The following is a 13,252-nucleotide window of genomic DNA, read 5'->3' as shown; positions in this document are numbered from 1 at the left end:
TTTATAACATTTTCTAAACTATGAAAGATAACAATTATTTAACATCTTTCCAGTATTCACGGTTTAGAGCATAAGCTAGGATCGTAAAGATCACTAAAAAGCCTAAGACCCATGGGCCATATTTTTTACGCTCTAATTGTGCAGGCTCTGCAACATAGGTTAGAAAGTTTGTTAAATCATTAACTGACTTACGGAATTCAAGCTCGCTCATTGCTCCGTCAGTACCTTTTTCAAGACCTACAACGACCTCTTCAAATTGGCACTCATCAGGATTATTCATATCACATTCACCAATTGCAACTTTCTCAATAACAGGTTTATGAGTACCTTGTAATTCAGCAAGTACATGTGGCATTCCAGCATTTGGGAAAGCGATATTATTCATTCCTGTAGGACGACTATCATCTTCATAGAAAGAGAGCAGATACTTAAATACATAATCAGGACCTTTTGCTCTTGCAATGGTTGACAGATCTGGTGGTGCAACACCTAACCAAAATTTAGCATCATTGCGATCCATGGCTGTATGGATAAGATCTCCATCTTTAGTGCGTATAAATTCAGCCTCACGAGAGTCGTAACTTCCAGTATTGATCAGTTTTTGAATGTCTTCTTCTTCGAGGCCAATATCACGTGCGGTGATATTGTAGCGCTGAAATTCAAGTGAATGACAGGCTAAGCAGTAATCCACATAAAGACGAGCGCCCGATTGAAGCGAATCATAGTTGTTTAAGTTAATTTGCGGGTTACCGAGCTTATCAAGTGCTTTTGCAGTTAACTCTTCCGATGTTTGCGCATTTGCTGTGACACCAATTAACATCAAACAGCTTGTTAAAAAAGTTATGATTTTTTTCATTTCATTGTCACCCTTGTTGGAACTGGTTTCACTTTACCCCATCTGGACCACCATGGCATACCGAGGAAGAAAACGAAATAATAAACAGTACAGATACGAGCTACTAATGTTCTTGTATCATTTGCAGGCACAACGCCAAGATAACCAAGAACAATGAAGCATACTACAAAGAGGGCAATCATGATTTTGATAAAAGCTCCTTTGTAACGGATTGATCGTACTGGGCTTCTATCTAACCAAGGAAGTGCAAAGAGAACAGCAATAGAAGCACCCATTGCGATAACGCCCCAGATTTGGGTACCAAACCATGATGGAACAGCACGAAGGATTGTATAGTACGGTGTAAAATACCAAACCGGTGCAATGTGTGCAGGCGTTGCAAGTGGATTTGCAGGTTCAAAGTTTGGTGATTCTAAGAATAATCCATACATATCTGGCATATAAAAAATAATCAACGCAAAGAAGATTAAGAATATGCCCACAGCAAATGTATCATGCACCGTGTAGTAAGGGTGGAATGGGATACCATCAAGAGGTTTACCATTTTCATCAAGATTATCTTTAATTTCAATACCATCTGGATTGTTTGAACCCACTTGATGAAGTGCAAGGATATGAGCTACAACTAATCCGACAAGGATTAATGGTAAAGCAATTACGTGAAGCGCAAAGAAACGGCTTAATGTTGCTTCGGAAATAACAAAGTCACCACGAATTCCCGTTACTAAAGTATCACCAATATATGGAATCGCACCGAAAAGAGAGATGATAACTTGCGCTCCCCAGAATGACATTTGACCATAGGGCAGTACATATCCCATAAAGGCTTCAGCCATGAGAACTAAATAGATCAACATACCAAAAAGCCACACAAGTTCGCGTGGTTTTCTATGTGAACCATAGATTAGGCCTCTAAACATATGCATATAGACCACTATAAAGAACATTGATGCACCGACAGCATGCATGTAACGTATGAGCCAAGTCCAATTTGCATCGCGCATTACTGCTGTTTCTAAAGAAGCATATGCAATAGGAATACCTGTGGGACCTAAAGCCCCATCGGGTTTATAGTACATTACTAACCAAATACCGGTAAGAATTTGGTTTACAAGCACTACGCCTGCTAAAACTCCAAATACATAAAGCCAGTTGAAGTTTTTAGGAGCGTAATATTCCGTAACGTGCGTACGAAGAGCTCGTTTATATGGGATGCGATAATCGATCCAATCTCCTAAACGTTCCATTCTTGATTTTGTTTGAGTTGACATTATGCAACACCCTCCCCGCTAGTACCGATAATGATAGAACTATCTGTTTTGTAGTAATGATCCGGAACAAGTAGGTTAATCGGTGCAGGTAAGTTCTTAAATACACGACCAGCTAAGTCGAAACGAGAACCATGGCATGCACAGAAGAAGCCACCTCGCCAATTTGGACCTAAATCTGCTGGAGCAACTTCTGGTCTAAATGTAGGTGAGCAACCTAAGTGTGTACAAATCCCTACAAGAATTAAGTATTCCGGTTTAATAGAACGGAACTCATTTTGGGCGTATGGGGGCTGTTGATCGCTTTTAGAATTTGGGTCAACTAACGCATCAGGAGGTGCGGTTGCTAGGCGTTCTAACATCGCTTCTGTCCGATTAAGCACCCAAACAGGTTTTCCTTGCCATTCAACACGTAGTAATTCACCCGGTGAAAGTTTTGATAAATCTACCTCAACAGGTGCTCCAGCACTTTTAGCACGTTGACTCGGCATCCATGATTTTACAAAAGGTACTCCAAGGAAACCAGCACCGAAAGCTGCAACTGCGACAGTTGCATAACTTAAGACACGTCTCCTTTTGTGATTAACATTCTCCGAACTCATGTTCTTCGTCTCCATTAAAAAATATTACTTCTGCTATTTTACACGTGATACATATTCGCCAGTACGTGTATCGACTTTAATTACTTCACCAATTTGTACGAATAGAGGAACACGAACTACAGCGCCAGATTCTAATGTCGCTGGCTTACCACCAGTTCCCGCTGTATCGCCTTTTAGGCCTGGATCCGTTTCTACAATTTTCATCTCGATAAAATTAGGAGGTGTTACAGTTAACGGTGCGCCGTTATAGAGCGTAACTGTACACATATCTTGTTCCATCAACCATTTTTGAGCTTCTTCAACTGCACTTGCGCTAGCCGCGACTTGGTCGAATGTTTCAGGATTCATGAAGTGCCAAAATTCGCCATCATTATAGAGGTACTGTAATTCCACATCAATGACATCTGCACCTTCAACAGACTCACCTGAACGGAATGTTTTTTCAATGACACGTCCAGTTTTGAGATTACGAATTTTAACACGATTGAATGCTTGACCTTTCCCAGGTTTAACCATTTCATTTTCAATAATGGAGCAAGGATCCCCATCAAGCATAATTTTTAAACCACTTTTGAATTGATTTGTTGTATATGTAGCCATTTTTTAATCACTATTTTATCGATAATAAAAATTTTCTTTGCAGATTATACCCGAACTCCGTTTTAAATTCAGCTTACATCTTACCTATTTTGCTTACGAATTTGAGCGGACATAAAACTTTGAAAAATATTCTCATTGATTCTAAACCATTGATACTCCTGGTTTAAGAAAGATTTCCAATGATCATAAACCATTTTAAAGTCGGGATTTTTGTCTGATTCTTCTTGATAGATTTCTTGAGCTACCTCATAGGAAGCCTCTAAAATTTCTTTGGAGAATGAGCGGAGTTTAGCACCATTTTGGGTTAAAGTGGCAAGTGCGGGTGGATTTTTTGCATCATATTGTGCAATCATCCACTGATTAATTTCAGCACAAACAGTTTCGAATATCTCTTTATAAAGTTCAGGTAGTTCTGCCCATTTTTTATCATTAACATAAAATGATGTGGTCGCAGAGCCTTCCCAAAATCCTGGAGTATAGTAAAATGGAGCAACTGTTTGTAATCCTAGTTTTTCATCATCATAAGGCCCCACAAATTCAGCCGCATCAATGGTGCCTTTCTCCAATGAAGAGTAGACATCACTTGCTGGGATGCTTTGTGGAATAACACCTAAGCGTGATAATATTTCACCTCCAAATCCAGGAATGCGAAATTTAAGTCCTTTGAGATCCTCTAATGTCTTGATCTCTTTGCGGAACCATCCTCCCATTTGTGCGGTAGTATTTCCCCCTGGGAAGTTGATGATATTGTATTGCGCAAATACTTTGCGAAGGATCTCTAATCCTCCTCCGGCATAAAACCATGCATTTTGCATACGAGCACTCATACCAAATGGAAGGACTGTATCAAATGAGAGCGCGCTATTTTTACCATGGTAGTAGTAAGAAGCTGTATGCCCAAGTTCTACCGTACCTTGAGAGACCGCATCAAACACTTGATTTGCAGGGACAATCTCACCGGGAGCAAAGACTTGAATTTCAAACTTTCCTTCTGTCAACTTAGCAATTTTTTCTGATAGCATTGTTGATGCTGCGAAAAGAATATTAAGATTTTTTGGAAAACCGGCAGCCAAGCGCCATTTGATATGGGGCTTATCTTCTGCTTTAACAATAGTTGTTGCGGTTAATCCTGTGATAGCAGCGGTTGCGCTTGCTTTTTTTATAAAATCACGTCGTTTCATAATATTGGTTCCATTTTAAATTGGTAGATGTGTAGAACGAAATCTACCGATGAAGATATGAGGGGGGTAAATCAATTACGGTTTCTGTTTACGAAATTGTGAGAACATAAATTGTTGGAATATATTCTCATTGACTCTAAACCATTGGTATTCTTTATTGAGGAAATCTTTCCAGTGAGTATAGATTCGGCGGAAGTCCTCATTTGTTTCTGCTTCTTCGGCGTAGATTTCTTGCGCAGCATTGTAAGCTGCTTGCAAAATCTCTTTTGAGAAAGAACGAAGTTTTGCTCCATTCTTTATCAAGGTTGCTAAGGCTTCAGGGCTTTTTGCATCGTATTGTGCGGCCATCCACGTGTTACATTCAGCCGCAGCACGTTCGAAAATTACTTTGTGTTGTGGGGATAAAGTTTCCCATGCATCTTTGTTAACGTAGTAGGTTAACATAGCGGAACCCTCCCAAAATCCTGGCGTGTAGTAATAAGGCGCTACCTGTTGTAGTCCAAGTTTTTGATCATCATAAGGCCCTACAAATTCCGTTGCATCAATGGTTCCTTTCTCTAGTGAAGAGTAGATATCGCCGACAGCGATATTTTGAGGGATTGCGCCTAATCGAGAAAAGATTTCTCCACCAAATCCAGGGATACGGAATTTAAGACCTTTAAGATCATCGACTGTTTTAACTTCTTTTCGGAACCATCCGCCCATCTGTGTATTGGAGTTTCCGCCTGGGAAATTGACAATATTATATTTATCAAAAAGTTCTCGTAAAACTTCTGTGCCTCCCCCAGCGTAATACCAAGCATTTTGCATTCGCGTAGTGAGACCAAAAGGTAGACATGTATCGATAGAGAGCGCTTTATTCTTGCCATGATAGTAATTAGAAGTAGAGTGCCCCATCTCAACAGTACCATTTTGAACTGCATCAAACACTTGTGTCGATGGAACGATTTCACCTGGCGCAAAAACCTGTATTTCAAATTCACCGTCAGTCATAGCGTAGATTGAATCTGCTAACCTCTGCGATGTGCCATAAAGTAGATCTAGATTCTTAGGAAAGCTAGTAGTCATTCGCCATTTGACCTTTGGTTTTCGGCTACTATTAGCAAGGGCTACTGAGCTAATTCCCGCTCCCGCAAGAACAGATGCTTTTGTTATAAATTGTCTTCGTTTCATCGCTATTTTCCTTGTACTGATCCATCAATGAAGTATGGATCAGTTTTTAAAATTAATTAAAAATCAACACCAAAATCATCGAAGTCATCAAAATCAAAGGAATCTCCTGCGTCAAGATTAAACTCGATCTCCGAGCCGCTTCCTTCAAATTTCTCAATTTTTTCTGACTTGATAATGTCAGGGAAGGCGATAAGAATGATGACCATTAATATTTGTAATATTAAAAATGGCATAGCTCCATAATAGATATCTTTTGTCGAGACCTCTTTAGGTGCTACCGATTTAAGATAGAAGAGTGAGAAACCAAATGGTGGATGCATAAATGATGTTTGCATATTCATCGCGAGAATAATCCCGAACCATGTTAGATCAATTCCTAATGCTGTTGCGATAGGAAGTAGTAATGGGACAAGAATTAGGGCAATTTCAAAGAAATCTAAGAAGAATGCAACAAAGAAGATTAAAACATTCACTGCGATAATAAAACCAAGGGCACCTCCGGGAAGATTTCCTAAAATTCCTTCAATCCAAATCCCTCCATTTAAGCTTGTAAAGGCTAATGAGAAGAACATTGAGCCAATCATAATAAAGACAACAAATGTCGTGATTTTTACACTTTGATCGAGCGCTTCATAAAGTAATTTTTTTGTCAGGGACTTGCGAATAATCGCTAATATCATTGCGCCAACCGCACCGATTGCACCTGCTTCTGTCGGGGTTGCCATTCCCATAAAGACCGTTCCTAGAACGAGAAAAATCAGGGTAACTGGTGGAATAACACTAGTGACAACTTTTTTTACTAAATCCCACCCAAACAGGGTTCTTTCATGATCAGGGATTGCCGGCATTGAATTTGGTTTAAAGATGGTCATAGCCAAAATAAAGAGGATATAAACCCCAATCAAAAGCATACTTGGAATCAGTGCTGCTTTATACATCGAGCCGATAGATACGCCAAGCTGATCCCCTAAAACAATGAGTACCAAACTCGGTGGAACAATTTGTGCTAAAGTGCCAGATGCGGCTATTACACCAGATGCTATGCGTTTAGAATACCCATAACGTAGCATGATCGGTAAAGAAATAAGCCCCATTGCAATAACAGATGCAGAGACGATGCCTGTTGTTGCGGCAAGCATCGTACCAACGAAAATTACAGAATATGCAAGCCCACCACGGAGTTTACCGAATAGTTGGCCCATTGTGTTAAGAAGATCTTCGGCCATGCCAGTGCGTTCAAGCACTAACCCCATGAGGGTAAAGAAGGGAATTGCGAGTAGCGTTTCATTGCTGATAATGCCGAAAAAACGATCGCTAAGAGCGCCAAGCAGTGCAAAATCAAGTTGCCCAATAGATATACCTATAAGAGAAAATAGGAGTCCGATTGCAGCTAATGAAAACGAGATGGGATAGCCCTTTAGTAAAAATAGGATAAGGGCGATAAACATTAATGGGGGTAAAAATTCTAACATTGTTGCTGTGACTCCAAATTATTAGCGTTATCGTTAGAGAGCGTGCGAAGAGTGATGATCGCTTTGCATAGTTCTGAAATCCCTTGGAGAAGTAAGAAAAACATTCCAATAGGGAGTAACGCTTTAATAGGAGCACGAGGAAGCCCCCCGGGGTTTGGGGACATCTCCCAAATTTGCCACGAGCTGATAGCAGGGCTAATTGTGAGATAAAAAAGCATTGAGAACGCCGGGAAAAGAAAGAAAACAATACCAATTATTTCCATAATCGCTTTCACTTTTGGCGAAAAGCGGTTGGAAAGAATATCTATCCGAATGTGTTGGTCTTTTAGATAGGTATAGCCCGACGCAAGGAGAAAAACGACTGCAAATAGATACCATTGGCTTTCTAACATACCGTTTGAACTCATGTGAAAAAGGTATCTAAAAAGCGCATTTCCCGCAGAGATGAGTGTTGCTAAAAAGATTGCAACGATCGCAATTTTTCCTAAGAAAGAATTAATTGCATCGATTGTTTGCGAGATTTTGTGAAGTATTTTCATAGTCTAAAAAAATAAATTATCGTTATAAGTTATTGATGAATGTAATAATATTTAAAGTTACATGCAGCATTAAAGCGCTGCACTCCTCAATTTACTTCATCTAATAATAAATGCCAATCATATTTTCTTAGACTATAAATTTTGTCGTTTTCTTGTGATTAAATCGCTACTGATAGAGAGAACACTTGTGAGAAAATGCTCGGTCTTGATGTTTTGCATATTCCTTGTGGTTATTAAGAAGTATTGTCATATCTTCTTGTGAACCCATAATGACAGGTACGCGTTGATGTAGCTTCTGAGGTGTGATATTGAGAATTCGCTCATAACCAGTTGTTGCAATACCTCCCGCTTGTTCTACAAGAAAGGCCATTGGGTTTGCTTCATACATCAGACGTAAACGCCCGCCTTTCTCAGTCAGGGAGCTATCGATCGGGTAAGCAAAAACACCGCCGCGTAGAATAAGACGATGGACATCCATAACCATAGCGCCCACCCAACGCATTGTATATTTTTTCCCTCGTGGACCATCCTTGCCGAGGTCGCAGTCATCAATATATTGGCGGACAGGTGGTTCCCACAAGTTACGGTTAGATTGATTGATCGCATATTCTGAGGTTGAGCTCGGAATTTTCATATTTGGATGTGTTAAAATAAACTCACCAATTGCAGGATCAAGTGTAAATCCATGGGTTCCATGACCAATTGTTAATACCATCATAGTGGCAGATCCATACAGGCAATAGCCTGCGCAGACTTGCTCAACACCTTCTTGTAAGAAATCTTCTTCAGTAGGGTGCTGTTTATCCGTTTTTAAAATTGAAAAAATTGTCCCGATAGGCCCATTTATTTCAATGTTGCTCGAGCCATCAAGTGGATCAAAGATAAGTAAGTAGTTCCCACGAGGACTGCCATCAGGAATAGGATAGACTTCATCCATTTCCTCACTTGCCATTGCTGCAACATGACCACGCTTAGCATTATTTTTGATGAAAAGGTCATTGGCAATCACATCTAAAACTTGCTGTGTTTCACCTTGGCAGTTTTCATTATCTGTTGCACCTAGAATATTAGCAAGCTGACCTTTTTGGACTGCTGCTGCAATCATTTTGCATGAAACGGCGATATCGTTTAAAAGTAAGGTAAAGTTGCCAGTTGCTTGTGGGAAGCGTCGTTGCTCCTCCATAATGTATTGCGAGAGCGTTACGCCGAAGTGAGTCATTGAAATCTCCACATTTAGTATCTATGAATATAAAAATTGGGGTTATAATATACTTTTTACTGCACTTATAAAAGTGTTTTGTAGTAAATGTGTAGTTTTCAAGAGGTAATCACGATCCATTTTGCCGCACATTCAGTGCTTGGAATAATTGGGGTTTATGGGTATACTCATGGTTTAGATAATCCAAATGCCTCATTCGATGAGATTCATGGAGTAAATAACATTTATGAGTTCGACAGAATTAAAAAATGCCGGTTTAAAGGTAACTTTGCCGCGCCTCAAAATATTAGATATCTTAGCGAAAGCAGCTGCAACACCTGTTTGTCACTTAACTGCAGAAGAGATTTATATGCAGCTTAGTAGTTCTGGTGAAGAGGTAGGATTGGCGACTGTTTATCGTGTGTTAACTCAATTCGAACAGGCTGGTTTAGTTCGTCGTCATTTCTTTGATGGTGGACAATCAATGTTTGAAATAGATGATGGTGATCAGCATGACCATATAATCTGTATTAATTGTGGACATATTGGTGAGTTTTCGCATGCAAAGATTCATGAAAAGCAGGCTCAAATTGCAGATGAGCTTGGCTATGAGCTCACAGATGCGCGAACAATTTTGCACGGTATCTGTGCCAAATGCAGAGAAAAATAGTATTTCTTCGGCAAGAGTTTACAACTCGTCGATATGCATTTATATGGATTAGTGTTTGGCTAATCCTTATTTTTTCAACGTGGTTTTCTAGACCGCTTATTCCTTTTCAAGAAACCTTTTTTTCGGGTATTATCTGGGAATATTACACTAGTGGGTTTTGGCTCTATCCCCATATTAATGAAACATACCAACACGGCACCTATCCTCTTAATTATTGGCTTGGGTATGCAGTTTGGAATATCTTTGGGGTTTCAGAGTTTTCATTACGTGCGTTCGCGAGTTTTTTTAGTCTTGGAACACTTTTCTTGACAGCCTGGGCAGCTTATCAGCTTTGGCCAGATCGGCGTGAAGTTCGTGCAAATGCACCATTGGTTTTGATTGGAAGTTTGATGTGGACAATGTTTGCCACAGCAAGTATCGAGTACCTCTTTTTTACATTCTATTTAATGTTAACCATTAACTTTTTGATTCGAGTCTGGCGTTTTAATCAAAAAGTGTGGTGGATTGGTTTTGTTATTAGTTTGTTGCTTGGAATTTTCTCGTCAGGATTAATGTTTGTATTGGTTGTACTACCGATTATTGCATTAGCGCCTTATTGGAATAAACTATATTGGAAAAGTATCTATGTATGTGGAGTGATCTCCATTTTGATTGCAGTGCTAGGATTTTGTATATGGGCATATTGGATATCTACTCTTTTAGGATTTAGTTTTAGTGATGCTCTAGGTCTATCCTTTATTTTGAGAGCTTTGAATAGCTCAACGCCATTCTATATTTATCTCATAAACCTTATTGTTATTCTATTTCCATGGCTTTTTTGGCTTAAAATTTATCGTCAATATAGAGAGATGGAATGGGATGATTCATTCCGATTTGTTGTTTTATGGATGGGGGCGCTGATTTTAATTTTAGGAGTGTTGTCTTTAACTTCTTTAGATGCATTATTGCCACTTTATCCTGCTTTAGGATTGGTTATTGCACGTATTTATCGTTCCGGTGCAAGCTCAAGAAAGGATATTTTTCTGATCACATTAGTGGTTGCGATGATTGGGGGATTATTGATCGTAATCCCTAAAACATATCTTGTCTGGGGTTTACCAAGTTGGGTAGGGGATATTTCCCCATTTTGGGGGGCTGGTTTATTACTTTTCAGTATTACTTTCTTCTTGAATGCTGCAAATACTCGTATAATGACGCTCGCTTTAATGAGTGTTGCTTTAACGCTTTCAATTAATTTTGGCGTAGTACGTGTTGCAACCGATTTTTATGATCTTAAACCAGTAGGAGAACGAGTCTCTTGGTATCAGAGTAAAGGGATCACTGTTGCTCATCAGGATGCTTATCGTGGACATTTACATTTTGAGGGGCGATTGCGTGATAAAATCGTGGAGATTAACTCTCTTATTGGATTAGAAAATTTGGTAGAAATCGCACCTGATTCGCGAGTTATTTTGTATGTGACTGATTTATCTGAAGTAAGTGATCAGGCGCTGGAGTATTGGCAACCATTTAGAGGTCGATATTTAATTATTGTAAAAGCTAGAACACTGTTGGATCTGTATCAGAATAATAGTGAGGCGCTTTTGCTTTTTAAATAAATGTTTTATGACTAAATTTAAGTGGTTACTGTTTTATGTTTATTTCATAATATAAAATGCGTTATACTTCTGACAATTTATTAGAAGTATCACTATATAATTTATTAATTTTTTACTCTTGATGTATTTGAAGGGTTAGGTAAAAGGATAAGCTTTAATTATGATGCAATTCATTCGCGATCATGCCAATAGTTTGTGGGCAAAGATATTACTCGTTGGGGTTGGTGTATCTTTAGCGGGTATTGGTGGGACTCAAATTTTTAGTGGTCCAAGTGCTGATACAATAGCAAGCGTTAATGGTAGTAAAGTTACGCTTCAGGAAGTTGAAGCACAATATCAACAATTATTAAATGCTAATGCTCAAAATGGGGAAGTGACAGAAGAGATTCAGCATCAGTTGAAGCTGATTGCTCGCAGAGATTTGATAGAGCGAAGAGCGTTAGATAATCAAGTGAATGATTGGAGTATTCGTGCATCAGATAGAGCAGTTGCTGAAGAGATTGTGAATATTCCAGCATTCCAAAAAGATGGTGTCTTTGATCAAGAAACCTATAAAACGGCACTTTTTTATTCAGGTTATAACATCGAAACGTTTGAAAATGCTGTGCGCCGAGATGTGCAAAATCAATTAGTGCGTGAAGCGTTGATTAATTCGGCATTTGTACCAAGTAAAGCAGTTATAGAAGAAGTCGCTATTTTAGGTCAAACACGTGATATCACCGTTGCTTCATATAATTACCTAAATGATCTTCCAAAAATTGATATTACGCCTGAAGCTGTAAATGAACATTTTGAAGCGAATAAAAATCTCTATGTCACTCCTAATCGAATTAAGGTGCAATATCTTGAATTGACTCCAGAAATTTTGGGGGCTGCTGATATCGCGCAGCCAGATAATGAGGCAGTTATTGCCGAAATGGAGCAGCTTAAAAAAGCAAATGAACAACGTTCTTCCGAGCAGTTTACAATCGAATATACTAATGAAGCAGAGAAAGAGACTGCATTAAATATTTTATCAGAATTGCGATCTAAACTTGTTGCCGGCGAAATTACTTTTGATGAGGCAAAAGCAAAAATTGCAGATGTTGATAATGCGTATTACAACAAAAATGGAAATTTTAGGTATGGCGCTGCGGGTATTCCTGAATTTGATGATGCATTGTTTGCATTGACGGATGCAGATTCATATTCAGAACCATTTGCAACTGATGGTGAGGTGCATTTACTGCATCTGATAGCAATAATATCACCGTATGACTCGGAAGATGAGCTCAAAAAAGCGGCTATTGCGAGCTTAAAAGATAAGGAGATGAAGGATTTTTATCTCGAAAAAGAAGCAAGAATGCAACAGTTAGCTGAAACGTATACGGAATCACTTGCTGAAATTGCACAAGATATCAATGTTCCGCTGAAGGAAACAGCATGGCTGAGTATTGATCAACCAGAAGGATTTATTGCGAATCCAACAGTATGGAGTGCTCTTAATACAAGTGATGTACTAGATAATCAGAAAAACTCCTTACCATTTGCCTTTAATGATGAAGACCATCATGCAATGATTGTTCGAGTTTTAGAAAAAGACAATTCGCGCCAAAAAAGTGTTGAAGAGAGTTTTGATGAGATTCGTGCAGAATTAGCAAAAAATAAAGCCAAAACTGAGATTACCAACCGAGTGAATGCAATGCTCGAAGCTGGTGATTTTCAAAATCTTCAGGATAAGTTTGAGCAAATGGGTTTTGCTTATAATCAATATAATGATTTAGCAATTAGCTCAATTGGAAACTTGCCTGCAAAACCAGCTGAACAGTATGCTATCAATAACGCATTTCAAAAGGTTCAAACGATTGCAACAGATAAGCCAGAAGTGACGATGGAAGATATTGATGGTAACTTAGTACTTGTTGTGACTAAAAATATTAAAAAAGGTGACATTAAAGATCTTCCTGATGAAGCGCAGTCGCAAATTGCAAGCTATCTTCAAGGTTTAGAAGCAGGGTACGAATACCAAGCATTATTACTCTATATATTAAATAATAGTGATGTAAAACTGTATAATAATGGTTTTTTTGAATAAATAGTTGTTCTTTAGAAAGTA

General features: G+C 38.8%; 12 protein-coding genes. 3 read left to right on the top strand and 9 right to left on the bottom strand.

The window, feature by feature from the left end:
* Positions 1–34 precede the first annotated feature (34 nt).
* The 9 genes from ACPF7B_RS04055 to ACPF7B_RS04015 all read right to left on the bottom strand — a co-directional run bounded on the left by ACPF7B_RS04055 (position 35) and on the right by ACPF7B_RS04015 (position 8,910).
* Complete coding sequence (locus tag ACPF7B_RS04055) at positions 35–856, bottom strand: cytochrome c1 (RefSeq protein ID WP_490506352.1); 822 nt, start codon at positions 854–856, stop codon at positions 35–37.
* Complete coding sequence (locus ACPF7B_RS04050) at positions 853–2,103, bottom strand: cytochrome b (RefSeq protein WP_490506494.1); 1,251 nt, start codon at positions 2,101–2,103, stop codon at positions 853–855. Before ACPF7B_RS04050 ends, ACPF7B_RS04055 begins: the two co-directional genes overlap by 4 nt.
* Positions 2,104–2,126: 23 nt before the next feature.
* The gene (gene petA / locus ACPF7B_RS04045) at positions 2,127–2,726 is read right to left on the bottom strand and encodes a ubiquinol-cytochrome c reductase iron-sulfur subunit (RefSeq protein WP_490506351.1); all 600 of its coding nucleotides are present in this window, start codon (positions 2,724–2,726) and stop codon (positions 2,127–2,129) included.
* A gap of 33 nt (positions 2,727–2,759) precedes the next feature.
* Positions 2,760–3,326 (bottom strand): elongation factor P, encoded by a 567-nt coding sequence (efp, locus tag ACPF7B_RS04040; RefSeq protein WP_490506350.1) that lies wholly within the window; start codon positions 3,324–3,326, stop codon positions 2,760–2,762.
* Between the two features lie 80 nt (positions 3,327–3,406).
* On the bottom strand, positions 3,407–4,507 hold the full coding sequence (locus ACPF7B_RS04035) for a TRAP transporter substrate-binding protein (protein ID WP_490506349.1): 1,101 nt from the start codon (positions 4,505–4,507) through the stop codon (positions 3,407–3,409).
* A gap of 75 nt (positions 4,508–4,582) precedes the next feature.
* Positions 4,583–5,680, bottom strand: a complete 1,098-nt coding sequence (locus tag ACPF7B_RS04030; protein ID WP_490506348.1) for a TRAP transporter substrate-binding protein — start codon at positions 5,678–5,680, stop codon at positions 4,583–4,585.
* A gap of 56 nt (positions 5,681–5,736) precedes the next feature.
* Positions 5,737–7,152 (bottom strand): TRAP transporter large permease, encoded by a 1,416-nt coding sequence (locus tag ACPF7B_RS04025; protein ID WP_490506347.1) that lies wholly within the window; start codon positions 7,150–7,152, stop codon positions 5,737–5,739.
* Positions 7,146–7,691: a TRAP transporter small permease subunit gene (locus tag ACPF7B_RS04020; RefSeq protein WP_490506346.1), complete on the bottom strand. Its 546-nt coding sequence runs from the start codon at positions 7,689–7,691 to the stop codon at positions 7,146–7,148. The genes ACPF7B_RS04025 and ACPF7B_RS04020 overlap by 7 nt, the downstream gene beginning before the upstream one ends.
* Before the next feature lie 166 nt (positions 7,692–7,857).
* Positions 7,858–8,910 (bottom strand): class 1 fructose-bisphosphatase, encoded by a 1,053-nt coding sequence (locus tag ACPF7B_RS04015; RefSeq protein WP_490506345.1) that lies wholly within the window; start codon positions 8,908–8,910, stop codon positions 7,858–7,860.
* 226 nt (positions 8,911–9,136) lie between these two features.
* Here ACPF7B_RS04015 and fur point away from each other — a divergent pair, with 226 nt between their 5' ends.
* The 3 genes from fur (at position 9,137) to ACPF7B_RS04000 (ending at position 13,231) form a co-directional block, all read left to right on the top strand.
* A complete protein-coding gene (gene fur, locus ACPF7B_RS04010; RefSeq protein ID WP_490506344.1) occupies positions 9,137–9,559 on the top strand; it encodes a ferric iron uptake transcriptional regulator in 423 nt (140 codons plus the stop codon).
* Positions 9,544–11,157, top strand: coding sequence for an ArnT family glycosyltransferase (locus ACPF7B_RS04005; protein WP_490506343.1), 1,614 nt, complete (start codon positions 9,544–9,546; stop codon positions 11,155–11,157). Before fur ends, ACPF7B_RS04005 begins: the two co-directional genes overlap by 16 nt.
* 160 nt (positions 11,158–11,317) lie before the next feature.
* Positions 11,318–13,231: a peptidylprolyl isomerase gene (locus ACPF7B_RS04000; protein WP_490506342.1), complete on the top strand. Its 1,914-nt coding sequence runs from the start codon at positions 11,318–11,320 to the stop codon at positions 13,229–13,231.
* Positions 13,232–13,252: the final 21 nt, after the last annotated feature.

The organism is Ignatzschineria sp. 22MB058224 (assembly GCF_058188435.1).
This window is presented reverse-complemented; position numbering and strand designations above follow the sequence as displayed.